Source organism: Pseudomonas sp. Leaf127 (assembly GCF_001423155.1).
GTDB lineage: Bacteria > Pseudomonadota > Gammaproteobacteria > Pseudomonadales > Pseudomonadaceae > Aquipseudomonas > Aquipseudomonas ovata.
Genome location: NZ_LMOA01000022.1, coordinates 308,664 through 328,112 on the forward strand (window position 1 = coordinate 308,664; position 19,449 = coordinate 328,112).

General features: G+C 63.7%; 16 protein-coding genes and 2 pseudogenes. 10 read left to right on the forward strand and 8 right to left on the reverse strand.

Features of this window, described 5'->3' with window-relative positions; all coding sequences use genetic code 11:
• Positions 1-26 precede the first annotated feature (26 nt).
• Positions 27-314 carry a hypothetical protein gene (locus tag ASF84_RS28650; RefSeq protein WP_082481719.1) on the reverse strand — a complete coding sequence of 96 codons (288 nt, stop codon included), beginning with the start codon at positions 312-314 and terminating at the stop codon, positions 27-29.
• 9 nt (positions 315-323) lie between these two features.
• Entirely contained in the window at positions 324-1,529 is a 1,206-nt protein-coding gene (locus ASF84_RS29235; protein ID WP_156684303.1) for a TreTu family toxin, read from the reverse strand.
• A gap of 163 nt (positions 1,530-1,692) precedes the next feature.
• Between ASF84_RS29235 and ASF84_RS19265 the strand changes: the two genes are divergently transcribed.
• Positions 1,693-2,664, forward strand: coding sequence for a DUF1853 family protein (locus tag ASF84_RS19265; protein ID WP_056840443.1), 972 nt, complete (start codon positions 1,693-1,695; stop codon positions 2,662-2,664).
• A 15-nt stretch (positions 2,665-2,679) separates the two neighbouring features.
• Here the strand turns inward: ASF84_RS19265 and ASF84_RS19270 are convergent, their stop codons facing one another.
• The 4 genes from ASF84_RS19270 to ASF84_RS19285 form a co-directional block, all read right to left on the reverse strand.
• Complete coding sequence (locus tag ASF84_RS19270; RefSeq protein WP_056840444.1) at positions 2,680-3,891, reverse strand: MFS transporter; 1,212 nt, start codon at positions 3,889-3,891, stop codon at positions 2,680-2,682.
• A 181-nt stretch (positions 3,892-4,072) separates the two neighbouring features.
• On the reverse strand, positions 4,073-5,410 hold the full coding sequence (locus ASF84_RS19275; RefSeq protein ID WP_056840445.1) for an MFS transporter: 1,338 nt from the start codon (positions 5,408-5,410) through the stop codon (positions 4,073-4,075).
• A gap of 348 nt (positions 5,411-5,758) precedes the next feature.
• Positions 5,759-6,661 (reverse strand): 1-aminocyclopropane-1-carboxylate deaminase/D-cysteine desulfhydrase, encoded by a 903-nt coding sequence (locus ASF84_RS19280; protein WP_056840446.1) that lies wholly within the window; start codon positions 6,659-6,661, stop codon positions 5,759-5,761.
• 39 nt (positions 6,662-6,700) lie between these two features.
• Complete coding sequence (locus ASF84_RS19285) at positions 6,701-8,737, reverse strand: NADPH-dependent 2,4-dienoyl-CoA reductase (RefSeq protein ID WP_056840447.1); 2,037 nt, start codon at positions 8,735-8,737, stop codon at positions 6,701-6,703.
• A gap of 215 nt (positions 8,738-8,952) precedes the next feature.
• Here ASF84_RS19285 and ASF84_RS19290 point away from each other — a divergent pair, with 215 nt between their 5' ends.
• The 8 genes and pseudogenes from ASF84_RS19290 to ptsP all read left to right on the forward strand — a co-directional run bounded on the left by ASF84_RS19290 (position 8,953) and on the right by ptsP (position 17,298).
• Entirely contained in the window at positions 8,953-10,077 is a 1,125-nt protein-coding gene (locus ASF84_RS19290; protein WP_056840448.1) for a nitrilase-related carbon-nitrogen hydrolase, read from the forward strand.
• On the forward strand, positions 10,074-11,123 hold the full coding sequence (locus ASF84_RS19295) for an AraC family transcriptional regulator (protein ID WP_056840811.1): 1,050 nt from the start codon (positions 10,074-10,076) through the stop codon (positions 11,121-11,123). Before ASF84_RS19290 ends, ASF84_RS19295 begins: the two co-directional genes overlap by 4 nt.
• Before the next feature lie 590 nt (positions 11,124-11,713).
• Positions 11,714-12,222: pyridoxal-phosphate dependent enzyme (locus ASF84_RS19300; RefSeq protein WP_156684327.1), on the forward strand; the 509-nt coding region annotated here is incomplete at its 3' end.
• Between the two features lies 1 nt (position 12,223).
• A pseudogene (gene ilvA, locus ASF84_RS19305) lies at positions 12,224-13,521 on the forward strand (threonine ammonia-lyase, biosynthetic); the annotation flags it as partial.
• 81 nt (positions 13,522-13,602) lie between these two features.
• Positions 13,603-13,908, forward strand: a pseudogene (locus ASF84_RS19310) (threonine ammonia-lyase, biosynthetic); the annotation flags it as partial.
• 35 nt (positions 13,909-13,943) lie between these two features.
• Positions 13,944-14,357: a DUF2269 family protein gene (locus ASF84_RS19315; RefSeq protein ID WP_056840451.1), complete on the forward strand. Its 414-nt coding sequence runs from the start codon at positions 13,944-13,946 to the stop codon at positions 14,355-14,357.
• Between the two features lie 160 nt (positions 14,358-14,517).
• Positions 14,518-14,997, forward strand: coding sequence for an RNA pyrophosphohydrolase (locus tag ASF84_RS19320; protein ID WP_056840452.1), 480 nt, complete (start codon positions 14,518-14,520; stop codon positions 14,995-14,997).
• A 21-nt stretch (positions 14,998-15,018) separates the two neighbouring features.
• Positions 15,019-17,298 (forward strand): phosphoenolpyruvate--protein phosphotransferase, encoded by a 2,280-nt coding sequence (gene ptsP, locus ASF84_RS19325; RefSeq protein WP_056840453.1) that lies wholly within the window; start codon positions 15,019-15,021, stop codon positions 17,296-17,298.
• A 124-nt stretch (positions 17,299-17,422) separates the two neighbouring features.
• Here ptsP and ASF84_RS29940 read toward each other — a convergent pair whose 3' ends face one another.
• Together ASF84_RS29940 and ASF84_RS19330 are read right to left on the reverse strand one after the other, a co-directional pair.
• The gene (locus tag ASF84_RS29940) at positions 17,423-17,557 is read right to left on the reverse strand and encodes a hypothetical protein (protein WP_269084936.1); all 135 of its coding nucleotides are present in this window, start codon (positions 17,555-17,557) and stop codon (positions 17,423-17,425) included.
• A 164-nt stretch (positions 17,558-17,721) separates the two neighbouring features.
• Entirely contained in the window at positions 17,722-18,477 is a 756-nt protein-coding gene (locus ASF84_RS19330) for an NRDE family protein (RefSeq protein WP_056840454.1), read from the reverse strand.
• A gap of 127 nt (positions 18,478-18,604) precedes the next feature.
• Between ASF84_RS19330 and lgt the strand changes: the two genes are divergently transcribed.
• Complete coding sequence (lgt, locus tag ASF84_RS19335) at positions 18,605-19,417, forward strand: prolipoprotein diacylglyceryl transferase (RefSeq protein ID WP_056840455.1); 813 nt, start codon at positions 18,605-18,607, stop codon at positions 19,415-19,417.
• Positions 19,418-19,449: the final 32 nt, after the last annotated feature.

Genomic DNA, 19,449 nt, shown 5'->3' on the forward strand with positions numbered 1-19,449 from the left:
CATCAGCACTTGCGCCTTTTGGACCATCAACTATCTTGGGTCAATATTTTTATAAATTTCTCAAATGCCTGAGAGACAGATTCTTTCTCTTCTGGAGAAAGCAATACATTCATAACCTGACCATCAAGAGCACAGTCATATATATCAATACCCACCCAACCTTTAGACCAAAACTCTACAGTTCCTAGCTTATTAAAACCTTCCAACTCTATCCTTTCAAGGTCACCAAAATCTCCATCAGCAAATGATGAGTACTCTAAAGCAAACCCCTTCAAAAGTGGTTTTACGCGTTCATTAAACCAAGTTCCATCCATAATGGTCTCTCACTTCTTATCTAGAACTTCAATACCTTTGATCGCCGGAAGATATTCGCCGCCCTGCTTATTAAGTAAGAACTGCTGAGACTTACCTGCATCAGGGCCAATCATTTTAAACCAGCCATCTTTCCCGCCTTGCAGCAAGCTGTTAGCTGGAACATCAAACTCAACATATACAGAGTCTTTGGGTGCAGCCCCTTTAAAGTCGGCGATGCCATTAGTCGAAATAAAGGTTTGTCCTCCACCGCCCTGCACCACTCTATTTGTATTTTGCATCTGCGCCAGCTCATCAGCGGACATCCACCTTCCTACACGAGTCATACTGACATCGTTGATTACCCTGGTTTCGCCGAGTTTTAACGGAGAACTGACTGGTGCTTTTGGACCACTCACAGCCTTAACCGGATGCGAATACGGCATACCCGCTTCAGCATCTGGCGAGAATAGTGCAGAGCTTGGTGCTTTGCTACCTGCCGTGGCCGGCGAACCCTTGCCTACGTTCGTAACCGTCTGGGGAATGCCCACCGTGGCCATTCCCAATGCCCCCATCACCATATTTCCAGCGGCATTCCAGCTATCACCTTCAACCGCTTGCTTGCCACCTTGAGCAAATTGCAGTGCACCATTGGTCGCTGCAGCTGCACGGATTGCGCCACCCAGCGGACCGGCCAGGAAGTAAAGCGCGGGATTGCCCACTTCCGCAGCCGCCCGCTGATTTGCATCAATGAGCAGCAGACCTTTGGCACTGTCGTAGGTCTTCTCATTGGTGCTTTTATCCCGCCCCAGATATCGGCCTACCGAGCCCAGCTCAGCATCGACCCAAGCCGATTTATCCTCACCAAGGCCTGCATAGGGGTATCCATAGACAGGAACCCGACTGCCATTGAGCAATTGATTGAGATTGATCTGGGCTGCCTGCTCGCCGCCTGCCAAGGTTTGTTCGTGAACATAAACCTGCAGATAAGCGCTCAGCTCTGCCATGTCGTCTTTGGTCAGCAACGCGGGATTGCGTTGATAGGCTTCCAGCAGGTTGTCACTGCGATGGTCTGCACCTTCAAGACCGATCAGTTCCCTGGCTTGTTGTGCTGTGCCTTCCTGTCGGTATTTTTCACGCACTTCATCACGCTGCTTCGCAGAGTGATCACCCAAGAAGTTGTATTGGGTGGCGTTCTTGGCGACCCACGTGGCTTTCTCCAGCGCGCGCTGCGTCACAGGATTTGCCGTTCAGAAGGCGTCTGATCGCGCTGTCGGCTAATGATCTGTCAGTTGATTTTTGCCAAGGTAATAAATAATTACACACTACTGAACAGGGCTTGACCTGGGTGCCATCCACCCCGCTGCGCACGCTCTCCCTGCTCTCGGCTATCCTGCGCGCATGACTCTATTTCCGACCCTTATCGACCTGCCCCGCCAGCTGCGCCACCCTCAGGTGCGTGACCTGGCCTGGGTGATCATCGCGCCGCCGATGTTGGCGCAGACGCCGTGGCCACAGCGCCATCCCTTGAGCGGCAGTGACTGGGTGCAGGCCCCGCAGGCCCTGGCGGATTTTCTGCTGGCACTGGACCGGGCACCGGCGCCGCTCGAACAGTGGCTGGCGCAGGCGACCACCCAGCGGCTGGGACGCTATTACGAACGGCTCTGGCAGTTTGCGGCCGGGCAGGCACCGGGGGTGGCGATCATTGCCGCCAACCTGCCGATCCGGGCCGATGGCCTGACACTGGGCGAGCTGGACCTTGTGTTGCGTGATCGTGACGGGGTGCACCATGTAGAGCTGGCGATCAAACTGTACCTGGGTCCGCAGGACGGTGACGGCCATGACCCGGCCACCTGGCTGGGGCCTGGCTCCAATGACCGGCTGGACCGCAAACTGGCGCACCTGAGCGGGCATCAGTTGCCGATGTCGGCACGCCCGCAAGGCCGGGCCAGCCTGGGTGAACTGGGGATCGATGAATTCAGTGCCCAGCTGTGGCTGGGCGGTTACCTGCTGTACCCGTGGCCGGGTCAGGCCCAGCCGCCGCTGGGGGCTCATCCGCACCACCTCAAGGGCCGCTGGCTGCATCAGCGTGACTGGCCGGCCTTCATTGCCCAGAGCCTGCCGGGCCATTGGCAGCCCTTGCCACGCCAGGCCTGGCTGGCACCGGCGCGTTATCAACAGGTGTGGAGTGCCGGGCAGATGCAAGCCTGGCTGGAACAGCTCGACCCGCTGGCCCCGGCGCAGTTACTGGTGCGCCTGGAGCAGCAGGCCGACGGTGACTGGCACGAGGCCGAGCGGCTGTTTCTGGTGGCCGATGCCTGGCCGGCGCTGGACGACACCGCCCGCCGCCCGCTGGACGCTCCAGCCCGCTGACGTACGCCGCCCGGCTTATTTCTTCATGCGTGGCAGCAGCACCGTGAGGATGCCCAGCAGCGGCAGGAACGAGCACAGGTGGTAGACGTAATTGATGCCATGGCTGTCGGCCAGCAGGCCCAGGGTTCCGGCGCCGATGCCGCTCAGGCCGAACATCAGGCCGAAGAAGATCCCGGCGATCATGCCGACGTTGCCCGGCACCAGTTCCTGGGCGTAGACCACGATGGCCGAGAACGCCGAGGCCAGGATGAAGCCGATGATCACGCTCAGCACGCTGGTCCAGAACAGGTCGGCATACGGCAGCGCCAGGGTGAATGGCGCCGCGCCCAGGATCGAGAACCAGATCACCGCCTTGCGCCCGATGCGGTCGCCGATCGGGCCGCCGAAGAAGGTGCCCGCCGCCACCGCGCCCAGGAACAGGAACAGGTGCAACTGCGAACTGGCCACCGACAACTGGAATTTCTCGATCAGGTAGAAGGTGTAGTAGCTGGTCAGGCTGGTCATGTACCAGAACTTGGAGAAGATCAGCAGCGCCAGGATGATCAGCGAGAAGATGACCTGCCGGCGCGTCAGCCCATGGGTCGCGGCCTGGCCGGACTTGAGCTTGAACAGGGTCAGGTGCGCCTTGTACCAGCGGCTGATGGCCCACAGCAGGCCCAGCGCCAGCAAGGCAATCACGCCGATGAAGATCACGTTGCCCTGGCCGAACGGAATGATGATCGCCGCCGCCAGCAACGGGCCGATAGCGGTGCCGGTGTTGCCGCCGACCTGAAAGGTCGACTGCGCCAGGCCGAATCGCCCGCCCGAGGCCAGCCGGGCAATGCGCGAGGCTTCGGGGTGGAAGGTCGAGGAGCCGATGCCGATCAGGGCCGCAGCCAGCAGGATCATTTCGAAGCTGTTGGCCTGCGACATCAATACGATGCCCACCAGGGTGCACACCGACCCCATCGGCAACACCAGCGGGTTGGGATGGCGGTCGGTGTAATAGCCCACCCAGGGTTGCAACAGCGAGGCGGTTATCTGGAATGTCAGGGTGATCATGCCGATCTGGGCAAAGCTCAGGTCATAGCTGGCCTTGAGCATGGGGTAGATCGACGGCAGGATCGCCTGGATCAGGTCATTGATCAGGTGCGCCAGGGCCACCGCACCAATGATGCGCATGACCAGCGGGTTGGATTGGGGGGTCGTCGAAGCCGCCGCAGGGGCGGATTGGGCGCTGAGCGACATGAAGAATCTTCCATAGAATCAAGTGGCAGAGGCCCTTGAAGGGATGATTACAAAATGTGTCATTCGCTCAAGAGGCGCGCCAATGTGCCATTTTTTGCTATTGAAGCGCCATGTTTTATTGCCGGTTCTGCGACAGGGGGCATCGTCCTTGATGGCCTGCCGCTGCGGTCTGTCGACTGTTTCACGCGATGGAGCGCGCCACCCCGGGCTTGTCCATCGACGGCACGTCATGCAAGGAGATCCGCGAGGTTTCCGGCAGCGCCAGCCCGCCGATCAAGGCCAGCAGCGCAACGGCCACCAGATAGAAGGCCGGGGCCAGGTTGCTGCCGGTGGTCGCGATCAGCCAGGTGGCCACCAGCGGCGCGGTGCCGCCGAACAGGGTGTAGGCCATGTTGTAGGTGATGGCCGAGGCGGTGTAGCGGGTGCGGGTCGGGAAGACTTCCGACAGCAGCGCGGCGGTGACCACGCCGCTGAGCACTGCGCCCACCGCCAGCAGCATCACACCGGCCACGGAAGCGGCGAACGAGCCGGAGCTGGCCATCAGGAATGACGGCAGCACCGCCACGATCAACAGTGCGCAGGTGGTGACAATGGTCTTGCGTCGCCCGACCTTGTCGGAAAATGCCCCGGCCAGCGGGCAAATGGCGGCGGCGAACAGCAAGGCGATCAGCGCCACCAGCAAGGCGGTGGCGCGGCTCAGGCCACCGGCCACTTGCAGGTAAGTGGCGAAATAGGTGGTGAACATATAGAACGACAGCGCCGTCAGCGAGACGAAGGCGCCCAGGCACAGCATGGGCCGGGCTTGCCGGGTCAGGGTTTCCTTCAACGGCGAATGGGCCACGGCGTGCTCGTCGCTGACCGCCTGGAAAGCCGGGGTTTCTTCCAGCTGCCAGCGCAGGTACAGGCCGATCAGGCCCATGGGGGCGGCAATCAGGAACGGCAGGCGCCAGCCCCAGCTGGCCATGACTTCGGCCGACAGCGAGGCTTCCAGTACGTAGGCAAAGACCGCAGCGGTGGCAAATGCCGAGAAGGTCGACACCGGCAGAAAGCTGCCATACCAGGCACGCCGGTCATTGGGCGCATGCTCCATGACATAGGCACAGGCCCCGGCGTATTCGCCACCGGCCGAGAAGCCCTGGGCGCAGCGAATCAGGGTCAGCAACACCGGCGCCATTACGCCGATGCTGGCGTAGGTCGGCAGCAGGCCGATCAGGGTGGTGGCGGCGGCCATCAGCAGGATGGTCATGGCCAGGGTGCGCTTGCGCCCGATACGGTCGCCCAGCATGCCGAAGAAGATGCCGCCCAGGGGCCGGAAGGCAAAGGCCACGGCGAACACGGCGAAGGTCTTGAGCAGTGCCACGCTGGGGTCGCCGCTGGGGAAGAACAGCAAGGCAATGGTGGTGGCCAGAAAGCCGTACACGGCGAAATCGAACCATTCGACGAAGTTGCCAATGGCCGCGGCGACGATGACTTTTCTCAGGGTGGCAGGATCGACCTGCTCGACAGCAGTGGTTGTCATGTGGACCTCGGCGCGTTGATCGGGACTGAATCGATTATCCGCAGCCTGCAAGCCCCGCCTCGCTCTGAAAGGGGCGTCGACGTAGTCAAGACCGACATGCTTGCTACCTGACAGCCACCGTAGGAGCGCGCTTGCCCGCGACCGAGTGCGCAGCGCTCGCAAAAATTGTGTGGCCGCTGAAAATTTACGACTGCTGCGCAGCCGGTCGCGGTGGTCCGGCATTCCGGCAGAGCGCAGCGCTCGCAAAATTGATTAAACGCCACAATTTTACGACTGCTAACGCAGCCGGTCGCGGGCAGAGCGCGCTCCTACCGCGGTCCTATGGTGGATGCGCGGGTGATCTGGGGCTTATGGGCGGTGGCCTTGCAGGCCGCCGGTGTGGATGAAGATCAGGCGGGTGCCGGGGGCGAAGCGGCCCTCGCTGACGGCATCGTGCAGCGCCAGCAGGGCCTTGCCGGTATACAGCGGCTCCAGCGGCACGCCGCTGTGCGCTTCGCTCTGGGCGATGAACGCCAGTAGCCGGGCATCGGTTCTGGCAAAGCCGCCGCGGCTGGCGTCGATCAGTTGATAGCCGCTGCCGGCGTGCTCAACCAGTGCCGCGACATTTTCCGCCACGCCATGATCAGCCGGCACCGCCAGCGCGCCGTAGACCGGATGCGCACCGGCCTCGGCGCGCACCAGACCGGCCAGGGTGGTGCCGGTGCCGGCAGCCAGCCACCAGCCGTGATAATCGCGCCAGCCCAGGCCGGCCAGCTGATTGCGCGCCAGGGTCACGATGTCCGCACAGCCGACCGTGCCGGCCAGCCCGCCGCCGCCCTCGGCAATCGGGTACAGGCCGGGATACTGCGCCTGCCAGGGCTGCCAGAAACCGGCCTGGTGACGCTCCCGGTAACCGGCGTAACCCAGCCAGTGCACGTGCATGCCGAACGCTTGCAGGTCCTGCACGGTGGGCGTCTGTTGCGCATGGCCGCGCAGCAGGCCGACGGTCGCAAAACCGAAACGCTGGCCGGCGGCGGCCAGCGCGTGCAGGTGGTTGGAATGCGCGCCGCCCAGGCTCATCAGGCCGGTCGCGCCTTGCTGTACGGCGCAGTGCAAGTGTTCGCGCAGCTTGAACCACTTGTTGCCGCTGATCAGCGGATCGATCAGGTCCAGGCGCAGGATCGCCACCTCGACCCCGGCCACGTGCAGCCAGGGCAGTGTCAGCGGTTGCAACGGTGCCTGGGGGTGCCAGGCCAGGGCAGTGTGGATCATGGCAGGTCGGTCGGTGACAGGGCGCGCCAGTCTACAGGTCTATAGGGCCGCTGCCAGTCGTGCCCCCTGGTCGATGGCCCGTTTTGCATCCAGCTCGCTGGCCACGTCGGCACCGCCGATCAGGTGCACCGGTTGCCCGCCTTCGACCAGCGCGTCATGCAGCTCGCGCAACGGGTCTTGGCCGGCGCAAATGACGATGTTATCCACCGCCAGCACCTGTGGCTCGCCCTCCCCCACGCGGATGTGCAGGCCGGCGTCGTCGATCTGCAGGTACTGCACGCCGCTGATCATCTGCACCTGGCGGTTCTTCAGGCCGGTGCGGTGAATCCAGCCGGTGGTCTTGCCCAGGCCGTCGCCGACCTTGGAGGCCTTGCGCTGCAACAGAAACACCTCGCGGGCCGGTGCTTCGATCTCGGGCTTGATGCCGGTGACACCGCCGCGTGCCTGCAAACGGGTGTCGATGCCCCACTCTTTCCAGAACGCCTCACGGTCCAGGCTGGTGGAGGTGCCCTGGTGCACGAGAAATTCCGACACGTCGAAACCGATGCCACCGGCACCGATCACCGCCACTCGATGCCCGACCGGGCGATGCTGGCCGATGACCTCCAGGTAACTCAGGACCTTGGGATGCTCGATGCCGGGAATCGCCGGCAGACGTGGGGTGATGCCGGTGGCCAGCAGCACCTCGTCGAAACCCTGGGCCAGCAGCTCTGGCGCGGTGACGCGGGTATTGAGGCGCACCTCGACCCCGGTGTTTTGCAGTTGGCGGCCAAAGTAGCGCAGGGTTTCGAAGAATTCTTCCTTGCCCGGAATCTGCTTGGCGATATTGAACTGCCCGCCAATCTCGCCGGCCGACTCGAACAGTATCACCCGGTGACCGCGCCCGGCCGCCACGGTGGCCGCTGCCAGCCCGGCGGGGCCGGCGCCGACCACGGCAATGCGCCTGGGCTGTGCGGTGGGCAGGTAGTTAAGTTCGGTTTCATGGCAGGCGCGCGGGTTGACCAGGCAACTGGTCAGCTTGCCGGCAAAGATATGGTCCAGGCACGCCTGGTTGCAGCCGATGCAGGTATTGATGTCGGCGGCGCGCCCGGCAGCGGCCTTGTTGATGAATTCAGGGTCGGCCAGGAACGGCCGGGCCATGGACACCATGTCGGCATCGCCTTCGCGCAGCACCTGCTCGGCGACCTCGGGGGTGTTGATGCGGTTGGTGGTGATCAGCGGAATCGAAACCGCGCCCTTGAGGTGTGCGGTGACCTTGCTGAACGCCGCACGCGGCACCTTGGTGGCAATGGTCGGGATGCGCGCCTCGTGCCAGCCGATGCCGGTGTTGATCAGCGTGGCACCGACCCGTTCGACCGCCTGGGCCAGCCGCACGATCTCTTCCCAGTCGCTGCCACCTTCGACCAGGTCGAGCATCGACAGCCGATAAATGATGATGAAGTCCTGCCCCACTGCTTCGCGTACCCGGCGCACGATCTCCACCGGCAGGCGCATGCGGTTCTCATAGCTGCCGCCCCAGCGGTCGGTGCGCTGGTTGGTGCGTGCGGCCAGGAACTGATTGATGAAGTAGCCTTCGGAGCCCATGATTTCGACGCCGTCATAACCGGCCTCGCGGGCCAGGCGGGCGCAGGTGACAAAGTCCTGGATCTGCTTTTCGATGCCTTCTTCGTCCAGCTCACGCGGTGTGAACGGGTTGATCGGCGCCTGGATCGCGCTGGGGGCCACCTGCCTGGGGCTGTAGGCGTAGCGCCCGGTGTGCAGGATCTGCATGCAGATCTTGCTGCCAGCGGCATGCACCGCGTCGGTCACCACTCGATGCCGGGCCGCCTCCTCGGGGGTGGTCATCTTGGCCGCGCCCTTGTAGGTCACGCCTTCTTCGTTGGGGGCGATGCCACCGGTGACGATCAGGCCGACGCCACCCTGGGCGCGCTCGGCAAAGTAGGCCGCCATGCGCTCGAACCCGCCGGGCTGTTCTTCCAGGCCGGTGTGCATCGAGCCCATCAGGGCGCGGTTGCGCAAGGTGGTGAACCCCAGGTTCAGCGGGGCGAGCAGGTGCGGGTAGGCGGCGGTGCTCATGGTCAGGCTCCAGCTAGGTCATCACGGAAAGGGGTGGGAGTCTGGGCTCCCTTATCGCTATGTATCGCTATGTTGCCCACAGTAAATAGCCCAGTCTCTGCGCTCAATGACCGAAACTGACAACTCACTGATCAGGATGCGCAACCCGGGCTTGGCAAGCTGCCAGCCGCGCCCTACCCTAGTCGGCAACTTTCCAACGGCAGCGGCAGGGCTTCATGCGTAAAATTCTCGGTCTCTGCCTGACAGTGCTGGTCGCGGCCCTGCTGGTCAGCTATGGCGTATGGACCACCCAACGGCCCATGGGTCACTACCTGTCGGACCTGCGCATTCAACTGGTGGCCAACGAAGGCATGCCCGCCGGGCGCGGCAACCTGCTGGGCATCGAGGCCCGGCTGTACCCCACCGACTATCAGGACCTGAACCGCCTGCACCGCAAGCTGGCCGCCTGGCTGCAACAGGCCCGGGATCAGGGTTTGCTCAATGACAAGACCCTGGTGGTATTGCCTGAGCACATCGGCACCTGGCTGTACGCGGCCGGCGAGAAGAATCAGTTCTACCAGGCCGACACGGTCGGGCAAGCCATGCACTGGCTGGCCTGGAGCAATCCTGTGCAGTTTTTGCGCGCCATGGCACAGGCAGAAGGCCAGCCCCGGCTGGCGGATGCCTACCTGCGCATGAAGGCCAGCGGCATGGCCCACGACTATCAACAGGTGTTCGGCGGCCTGGCGCGCGAGTTTGGCGTGACGCTGGTGGCCGGCTCCGTGGTGCTGCCTGACCCGCGGCTCGAAGACGGCCAATTGCACATCGGCTCCGGCCCCTTGTACAACGTCAGCCTGGTCTTTGGCGCCGACGGCCAGCCGCTGGGCCAGCCGCAACGCCAGATGGCCCCGGACAACCACCAGCGACGCTACATCAAGGCCGCAGACCCCGCCGCGCTGCAAGTCTTCGACACCCCGGCCGGACGCCTGGGCGTGCTGATCGGCAGTGACAGCCTGCATGCCGACTACTATGCGCGGCTCAACGACCAGGCGGTGCAATTGATTGCCGTGCCGGCCTTCTTGCCCAATCGCGAGCGCTGGAACCAGCCCTGGCGCGACCGCCGCGGTGTCGACCTGCCAGCCGGCAGCCTTACCGAGGCCCAGGCCTGGCGACACCTGACCCTGACCGGCCAGGCCCCGCGCAGCACGGCAAAGGCCGGGATCAGCGTGTTCATGCAGGGCCAGTTCTGGGACCAGAACAGTGCCGGCGAAAGCTTTACCCACGCGCCCGGGGCCGTGCCGGCCGGACAACCGCTTGAACAGCGCAGCGACGGTGCCCGCATGATCAATGTGTGGCTGTGAACACGCCCAGACCGACACTGCGCCTGGGTGACCTGTCGGTGGGGTTTATCCACAGCCTGAGCGATGCCGTGCGCAGTTATGGCCATGACCCGGCCTTGATGCTCGAACAATACGGCCTGACGGCAGCCCGGCTGGGCCAGGCCGGTGCACGGTTGTCGATCCCGCGCTACATGCACCTGGGGCATGCGGCCATCGCGCTCACCGGCCAGCCCGGGCTGGGCTTGCGCATGGGCCGGCTCAGCCGCCTGCCGCAGCTCGGGCTGGCCGGTGTCACCGCCGCCCAGGCCCCCACGGTGCGCGAGGCGGCGCGCACCCTGCTGCGCTTCGAGCCGTTGTACGCCTCCAACTACCGGGGCCAGTCAGTGTTCGAGGAAGACGCCGAGGGCGCGTGGCTGAATTTTTATTCCATCAGCCCGTACAACGCCTATAACCGTTTTGTCGTCGACTCGGTGTTCAGCGGCTGGCTGGCGCAATTGTCGGCCGTGGCCGGGCAAGCGCTCAAAGCCCAACGCATCGAAATCGAATGCGCAGCGCCGGACTATGCAGGCGACTATGCCCCGCTCAGCGAGCAATCCATCGTTTTCGATGCGAGCGCCAATCGGCTGCGGCTGGAACGTGCCTGCCTGCAGTTGCCCAACCCGGCGCACTGCCCCGGTACGTTCGATCACTTGCAGCAATTGTGTGAACAGGAACTGGAGCGCCTGACCCGCACACGCAGCCTGCGCGAGCGCATCATCGGCCTGTTGGGGCCGCTGCTCAATGGTGGAAGGGAACCGGATCTGGAAGCGGTGGCGGCCCTGCTCAAGCTGCCGACCTGGACCTTGCGGCGCAAGCTGAGTGATGAGGGCACGCGCTTTCGGGACATTCTCAACGACACCCGCCGCGACCTGGCGATGGCGTATATCCGCGACACGGAACTGGCGTTCGGCGAGATCGCTTATTTGCTGGGGTTTGCCTCGGCAGAGGCCTTTCAGCGCGCCTTCAAACGCTGGAGCGGGCAGACGCCGGGAGAGTTTCGCCGCCACCAGCGCCAAAGCGCTCGATAATCACAGTTCGGTCGCGTCGTCGGCCGGCTCTACCGGGTCGAGTTCAAAGGCGCGCGATTCAAGCAGTTCTTCCTGGTATTCGTCCATGTGGCTAGCCCTCTTGGCTGAAGTTCTTTTGATCTGCCCTCGTTGTCTTGGGCGTTGGGTGTACTGACCGCTGGCTTGACAGTAAGGTTCGCCGATGAAGAAAAAATGTCAGTTCAGGTAAATATACGTGTCCACAGGCGGGCAATTTAGCGTTGCCCTGCACTGTCGAGGTGCATGGCGTCTGCCATGGAACACGATGAAGGCACATTGCTGCTTGACCGGCTTGACGTGCGGCCCCTTCACACCCTACCCTCGCGGTCATGCCTACATTCAAGCAAAACCTCGGCCAGATTATTATTACCGTCATTCCAGTCATGGCGGGTTAGCCGACGTTTGCAAAAAACCCGCCCTGGAGGCGGGTTTTTTCTGCCTCCCGGGTCTCGATACGTGAACCAGGAGTCAGCCATGATCGCCATCCTTCGCTCTATCGCCTCGCCTGCCAGCCCTGTGCGCTTTTCAGCCGTCGCCCTTCGCTCGTTCACTTTGGACAAGGAAACGCCGCGATGAGCCATGACCTGCTGAACCATTACATGCGCAAGATCCTCACCTCGCGCGTCTACGACGTCGCCATCGAAACCCCGYTGCACGGTGCCCGGCAACTGTCCGAGCGCCTGGGCAACCAGGTGCTGCTCAAGCGCGAAGACCTGCAGCCGGTGTTTTCCTTCAAGATCCGTGGCGCCTACAACAAGCTGGCGCAGCTGAGCCCTGCGCAACTGGCCTGCGGCGTGGTCACCGCCTCCGCCGGCAACCATGCCCAGGGCCTGGCCCTGGCGGCCCGCGAGCTGGGCATCAAGGCCGTTATCGTGATGCCCAAGACCACCCCGGAAATCAAGGTCGAGGGCGTGCGCTCGCGCGGCGCGCAGGTGGTGCTGCATGGCGACTCGTTTCCCGAGGCGCTGGCGCATTCGCTGAAACTGGTCGACGAACAGGGCCTGGTCTACATCCACCCCTACGACGACCCCGACACCATCGCCGGCCAGGGCACGGTGGCCATGGAAATCCTGCGCCAGCANTGCACGGTGCCCGGCAACTGTCCGAGCGCCTGGGCAACCAGGTGCTGCTCAAGCGCGAAGACCTGCAGCCGGTGTTTTCCTTCAAGATCCGTGGCGCCTACAACAAGCTGGCGCAGCTGAGCCCCGCGCAACTGGCCTGCGGCGTGGTCACCGCCTCCGCCGGCAACCATGCCCAGGGCCTGGCCCTGGCCGCCCGCGAGCTGGGCATCAAGGCCGTTATCGTGATGCCCAAGACCACCCCGGAAATCAAGGTCGAGGGCGTGCGCTCGCGCGGCGCGCAGGTGGTGCTGCATGGCGACTCGTTTCCCGAGGCGCTGGCGCATTCGCTCAAGCTGGTCGACGAACAGGGCCTGGTCTACATCCACCCCTACGACGACCCCGACACCATCGCCGGCCAGGGCACGGTGGCCATGGAAATCCTGCGCCAGCACCCCGGCCCGCTGGACGCCATCTTCGTGCCGGTCGGCGGCGGCGGGCTGATCGCCGGCATCGCCGCCTATGTGAAGTACCTGCGCCCGGAGATCAAGGTCATCGGCGTCGAGCCGGACGACTCCAACTGCCTGCAGGCSGCGATGGCCGCCRGYGAGCGCGTGGTGCTCAGCCAGGTCGGGCTGTTCGCCGATGGCGTGGCGGTGGCGCAGATCGGCCAGCACACCTTCGAGGTCTGCCGTCATTACGTCGACGAGGTCATCACCGTCAGCAGCGACGAAATCTGCGCCGCCATCAAGGACATCTACGACGACACCCGCTCGATCACCGAACCGGCCGGCGCCCTGGGCGTGGCGGGCATCAAGAAATACGTCGAGCAGCGCGGTGTCCAGGGCCAGACCCTGGTGGCCATCGACTCGGGCGCCAACGTCAACTTCGACCGCCTGCGCCATGTCGCCGAGCGCGCCGAACTSGGCGARGGCCGCGAGGCCATCATCGCRGTGACCATCCCCGAGCGCCCGGGCAGCTTCAAGGCCTTCTGCGAGGCGRTCGGCAAGCGCCAGATCACCGAATTCAACTACCGCTACCACACCGACCGCGAGGCGCACATCTTCGTCGGCGTGCAGACCCACCCGGACCGCGACCCGCGCCACGCGCTGATCGACAGCCTGACCGCACAGGGCTTTCCGGTGGTCGACCTGACCGACAACGAACTGGCCAAGCTGCACATCCGCCACATGGTGGGCGGGCATTCGGAGCGGGTCAGCGACGAGCTGGTGCTGCGCTTCGAGTTTCCGGAACGGCCGGGGGCGCTGTTCAACTTTCTCAACAAGCTGGGGGAGCGTAAGCCAATCGAGGGGTACATCTATCCCCGTTGAGGGCGATTCCTGCTTCTGCAAGCATTGGTACAAAGGAACTGTACAATCTTGTTGGTCATAATACTGGTAATNCTGGCCAAGCTGCACATCCGCCACATGGTGGGCGGGCATTCGGAGCGGGTCAGCGACGAGCTGGTGCTGCGCTTCGAGTTTCCGGAACGGCCGGGGGCACTGTTCAACTTTCTCAACAAGCTGGGCGGGCGCTGGACCATCTCGATGTTCCACTACCGCAACCACGGCGCGGCCGATGGGCGGGTGGTGGCCGGGCTGGTGGTGCCCGAAGAAGAGCGGCACCTGGTCGGTCAGGCGCTGGAGCAGATCGGCTACCGGTACTGGGACGAGACACACAATCCGGCGTATCGTCTGTTTCTGGGTTGAATCCGTCTGGGTCGAGTCTATAAGGAGGCCGCACCATGAACCTTGTCATTGCCCTCAAGACCTTGCATATCACCGCGCTGGTAGCCTTGTTGCTGGCCGGCCTCGGCCTGGCGGGCGGGTGGGTCAAGCGCCAGCGTGCGGGCACCGCGCCAGCCCCGGGCGGGCGGGTGCGGCGTCCACAGGTGTGGGCATGGGTGGCCATGGCCGTGTGCCTGGCGATCCTGCCGTTCAGTGGCGGGCGGCTGGTGCATGAACTGGGCCTGTCGCTGGGGCAGACCTGGATTCTGTCGAGCAGTGTGCTGTACACCGTGGGGCTGTTTGCCTGGGCCTGGCTGCTGATGCGGCTGTTCGCCCCGGCGGGGCCGGTGCGGTTCAGCCAGGTGCTGGCAGGCGTGGCCGGGCTGTGCTTTATCGCCCTGGCGGTCTTGCTGGTGGTCCGGCCGGGATGACACCAGCCGTCGGGCATCAGCAGTTACCCACTGAAAAGACAGGAAAAGCGTCCGGGACCATGAGGTTTTCACAAGACTTCATATAAGGTGTCAAGCCTCGTTGCTGCCTTGAGCGGCTTTGTGGAACAATGCGCCAACATGCGTTTGCGAGGTTGTTGCCGTGATCGACCCCGATGGTTTCCGTCCTAATGTCGGGATTATTCTGACAAACGATTCTGGTCAGGTCCTATGGGCTCGGCGTATCAACCAAGACGCCTGGCAGTTTCCACAAGGGGGCATCAACCCTCAGGAGACGCCGGAAGACGCGTTGTACCGCGAATTGAATGAAGAAGTCGGTCTTGAGCGCCAGGACGTGCAGATTCTTGCCTGTACCCGGGGCTGGTTGCGTTATCGTCTGCCACAGCGGCTGGTACGCACGCACAGCCAGCCTTTGTGCATCGGCCAAAAGCAGAAATGGTTTCTTCTGCGCCTGATCTCCAACGAGCAACGGGTGCGGATGGATTTGACCGGCAAACCGGAGTTCGATGGCTGGCGATGGGTCAGTTATTGGTATCCGTTGGGTCAGGTAGTGACATTCAAGCGCGAGGTCTATCGGCGCGCCCTCAAAGAGCTTGCCCCGCGCCTGATGGCGCGTGACTGACACGGAGTTCGACCCCGAGCCATGCTCAATACGCTGCGCAAGATCGTCCAGGAAGTTAACTCCGCCAAGGATCTCAAGGCGGCGTTGGGCATTATTGTGCTGCGTGTAAAGGAGGCCATGGGCAGCCAGGTCTGCTCGGTCTATCTGCTGGACCCCGAGACCAACCGCTTTGTGCTGATGGCCTCCGAAGGCCTGAACAAGCGTTCCATCGGCAAGGTCAGCATGGCCCCCAACGAGGGCCTGGTCGGCTTGGTCGGCACCCGCGAAGAACCGCTGAACCTCGAAGACGCCGCCACGCACCCGCGCTATCGCTATTTCGCCGAAACCGGCGAGGAGCGCTACGCCTCGTTCCTGGGTACGCCGATCATCCACCACCGCCGCGTGGTGGGCGTGCTGGTCATCCAGCAGAAAGAGCGCCGCCAGTTCGACGAGGGTGAAGAAGCCTTCCTGGTGACCATGAGCGCCCAGCTGGCGGGGGTTATTGCCCACGCTGAAGCCACCGGTTCCATCCGTGGCCTGGGTCGTCAGGGCAAGGGCATCCAGGAAGCCAAGTTCGTCGGTGTGGCCGGCTCGCCCGGCGCCGCCGTGGGCGTGGCGGTGGTCATGCTGCCGCCGGCCGACCTTGAAGTGGTGCCGGACAAGACCGTCACCGACATCGACGCCGAGCTGGCGCTGTTCCAGAACGCGCTCGAAGGCGTGCGCAACGACATGCGCAACCTGTCCAAGAAGCTGGCCACCCAGCTGCGCCCCGAAGAGCGCGCGCTGTTCGACGTCTACCTGATGATGCTCGACGATGCGGCGCTGGGCAGCGAGGTCACCAACGTCATCAAGACCGGCCAGTGGGCCCAGGGTGCCTTGCGTTCGGTGGTCACCGAGCACGTCAACCGCTTCGAGCTGATGGACGACGCCTATCTGCGCGAGCGTGCCTCCGACGTCAAGGACCTGGGCCGGCGCCTGCTGGCCTACCTGCAAGAGGCGCGGCAGCAGACCCTGGTGTACCCCGACAACACGATTCTGGTCAGTGAGGAACTGTCGCCGGCCATGCTCGGCGAAGTCCCCGAAGGCAAGCTGGTCGGCCTGGTCTCGGTGATGGGCTCGGGCAACTCGCACGTCGCCATCCTGGCCCGGGCCATGGGCATTCCCACGGTCATGGGCCTGGTCGATTTCCCGTATTCGAAGGTCGATGGCATCGAGCTGATCGTCGATGGCCATCACGGCGAGGTCTACACCAACCCCAGCGAGATCCTGCGCAAGCAGTTTGGCGTGGTGGTCGAAGAAGAACGCCAGCTGTCCCAGGACCTCGACGCCCTGCGCGAGCTGCCCTGCGTGACCCTGGATGGCCATCGCATGCCGATGTGGGTCAACACCGGCCTGCTGGCCGACGTCGCCCGCGCCCAGCAGCGCGGCGCCGAGGGTGTAGGGCTGTACCGCACCGAAGTGCCGTTCATGATCAACCAGCGTTTCCCCAGCGAAAAGGAACAGCTGGCCATCTACCGCGAGCAACTGTCGGCCTTCCATCCGCTGCCGGTGACCATGCGCAGCCTGGACATTGGCGGCGACAAGTCGCTGTCGTACTTCCCGATCAAGGAAGAAAACCCGTTCCTGGGCTGGCGCGGTATCCGCGTGACCCTCGACCACCCGGAAATCTTCCTGGTGCAGACCCGCGCCATGCTCAAGGCCAGCGAGGGCCTGAACAACCTGCGCATTCTGCTGCCGATGATCTCCAGCACCCATGAGGTCGAAGAGGCCTTGCACCTGATCCACCGGGCCTGGGGCGAGGTGCGCGACGAAGGCGCCGATGTGCCGATGCCGCCGGTCGGGGTCATGATCGAAGTCCCGGCGGCGGTCTACCAGGCCCGCGACCTGGCGCGCCAGGTGGACTTCCTTTCGGTGGGCTCCAACGACCTGACCCAGTACCTGCTGGCCGTGGACCGTAACAACCCACGGGTGGCCGACCTCTACGACTACCTGCACCCGGCGGTGCTGCAAGCCCTGCAAAGCGTGGTGCATGACGCCCATGCCGAAGGCAAGCCGGTCAGCATCTGCGGCGAAATGGCCGGCGATCCGGCGGCGGCCGTGCTGCTGATGGCGATGGGCTTTGACAGCCTGTCGATGAACGCCACCAACCTGCCGAAAGTGAAGTGGATGCTGCGCCAGGTCAAGTTGAGCATGGCCAAGGACCTGCTGGCCCAGTTGATGACCAACGACAACCCGCAAGTCATCAGCAGCTCGCTGCAACTGGCCCTGCGCAACCTGGGACTGGCGCGGATGCTCAACCCGGGGTCCGTGAAAGGGCACTGACACGCCCTTGTAGGGCTCGGTAGGAGCGCGCTTGCCCGCGATCGAGTGCGCAGCGCTCGCAGAAATTGTGTAGACGCTGAAAATTTACGACTGCTAACGCAGCCGGTCGCGGGCAAGCGCGCTCCTACCCGATACGTATATYCAGCGCGACCTCGCCCGATTGCACCCCCTGCACCCCGAAACTGCGYTCGACCARGCGCTGGCGTCCGTCGGCCTCGACGATCAGGACGGTGCTGGCCCGTGTGCCGTAATTGCTCAACCCGGGGTCCGTGAAAGGGCACTGACACGCCCTTGTRGGGCTCKGTAGGAGCGCGCTTGCCCGCGAYCGAGTGCGCAGCGCTCGCAGAAATTGTGTAGACGCTGAAAATTTACGACTGCTAACGCAGCCGGTCGCGGTGGTCCGGCATTCCGGCAAGCGCGCTCCTACCCGATACGTATATCCAGCGCGACCTCGCCCGATTGCACCCCCTGCACCCCGAAACTGCGCTCGACCARGCGCTGGCGTCCGTCGGCCTCGACGATCAGGACGGTGCTGGCCCGTGTGCCGTAATGCGCGCTGGCAATGAACACGCTCGACAGCAAGGTCTCGGTCGCCAGGCCCACCCCGGTATCGGGCAGATCGCCCATGGCGACCGGTTCTCCATCGCTCAACAACGCCAGCAAGGCCGGGGGGTGCGGGTCAGACAGGTGGGCGGCCAGCCCGGCCCTGGCCTTGCGCAGCTTGGGCCAGGGCGTGTCGAGTCCGGCATTGGACAGTCCATATACACCTTCTTCCAGGCGCTGTGGTGCGGGTTGCCGCGAACTCAGGTAATAGAGCTCACCCGGCACACCCACCAGCAGATTGAAGCCGGTGTACTCATGTGCTCGATCCGCCACCTCGGCCATATAGGCCTCGGGCGACTGCTCGCCGGTCAGAAACCCCGCCACCAGCTCACCCCGTGAACGCAGCCCCGGCGTTTGTCCAGGCTGGCGAATATTGGTCAGCGCCGCAAAGCGTCCGTTCGTGGTGACGCCCAGCCAGGTGCCACCGGCCTCCAGGTCGCGCCCGGCATACACCTGCGGCGCCTCTGGCCATGGCGCCAGCGCTTGCGTGGGGCGGGCGTAAAACTCGTCACGATTGGCCGCTACGATCAACGGTTGTGAGTGGCCGGGGCGCCAGGCGAATACGATCAGACACATGCGGTGCTCCTTTGGAAGATGAAACTGTAACGATCTTCGGTCGGTCTCGGCTAGAGCCCCACGCCCCGCTCCGGTAACATGCGCCGCTGATCACGTTGCCGCAAAGGCATCCCATTAAGGAGTCGCAATGCTGCCTTACCCGCAGATTGACCCGGTAGCGGTTTCCCTCGGCCCGCTGCAGATCCACTGGTACGGGCTGATGTACCTGGTCGGCATCGGAGGCGCCTGGTGGCTGGCCTCGCGCCGGCTGAACAGCTTTGATCCGACCTGGACCAAGGAAAAACTCTCCGACCTGATCTTCTGGCTGGCCATGGGCGTCATCGTCGGTGGGCGGCTGGGCTATGTGCTGTTCTACGACCTGTCCAATTACCTGGCCAACCCGTTATTGATTTTCGAGGTCTGGAAAGGCGGCATGGCCTTCCACGGCGGTTTTGTCGGCGTGATGATCGCTGCCTGGTGGTTCGGGCGGCGCAACGGCAAGAGCTTCTTCCAGATCATGGATTTCGTCGCCCCGCTGGTGCCGATCGGCCTGGGTGCGGGCCGCATCGGTAACTTTATCAATGCCGAACTGTGGGGCAAGCCGACCGACGTGCCGTGGGCGATGATCTTTCCGCCGTTCAGCGACCCGGCCCAGTTGGCGCGCCATCCTTCGCAGCTGTACCAGTTTGCTCTGGAAGGCGTGGCACTGTTCATCATCCTCAACCTGTTCGCGCGCAAGCCGCGCCCGACCATGGCCGTGTCTGGCATGTTCGCGCTGTTCTACGGGATCTTCCGCTTTGTCGTCGAGTTCGTGCGCGTGCCCGACGCACAACTGGGCTACCTGGCCTGGGGCTGGGTCACCATGGGCCAGATCCTCAGCCTGCCGATGATCATCGCCGGCCTGCTGCTCATCTGGCTGGCCTACAAGCGCGCCCCGAATGCCCACAAGGCAGCGGTTTAATTCTGAAACGCCGGGTGCGAGCCTGGCGGGTT

Coding starts and splice junctions, on each gene's coding strand:
- ASF84_RS28650 (WP_082481719.1), bottom strand. CDS start 314: ATGGATGGAACTTGGTTTAATGAACGCGTAAAACCACTTTTGAAGGGG.
- ASF84_RS19265 (WP_056840443.1), top strand. CDS start 1,693: ATGACTCTATTTCCGACCCTTATCGACCTGCCCCGCCAGCTGCGCCAC.
- ASF84_RS19270 (WP_056840444.1), bottom strand. CDS start 3,891: ATGTCGCTCAGCGCCCAATCCGCCCCTGCGGCGGCTTCGACGACCCCC.
- ASF84_RS19275 (WP_056840445.1), bottom strand. CDS start 5,410: ATGACAACCACTGCTGTCGAGCAGGTCGATCCTGCCACCCTGAGAAAA.
- ASF84_RS19280 (WP_056840446.1), bottom strand. CDS start 6,661: ATGATCCACACTGCCCTGGCCTGGCACCCCCAGGCACCGTTGCAACCG.
- ASF84_RS19285 (WP_056840447.1), bottom strand. CDS start 8,737: ATGAGCACCGCCGCCTACCCGCACCTGCTCGCCCCGCTGAACCTGGGG.
- ASF84_RS19290 (WP_056840448.1), top strand. CDS start 8,953: ATGCGTAAAATTCTCGGTCTCTGCCTGACAGTGCTGGTCGCGGCCCTG.
- ASF84_RS19315 (WP_056840451.1), top strand. CDS start 13,944: ATGAACCTTGTCATTGCCCTCAAGACCTTGCATATCACCGCGCTGGTA.
- ptsP (WP_056840453.1), top strand. CDS start 15,019: ATGCTCAATACGCTGCGCAAGATCGTCCAGGAAGTTAACTCCGCCAAG.
- lgt (WP_056840455.1), top strand. CDS start 18,605: ATGCTGCCTTACCCGCAGATTGACCCGGTAGCGGTTTCCCTCGGCCCG.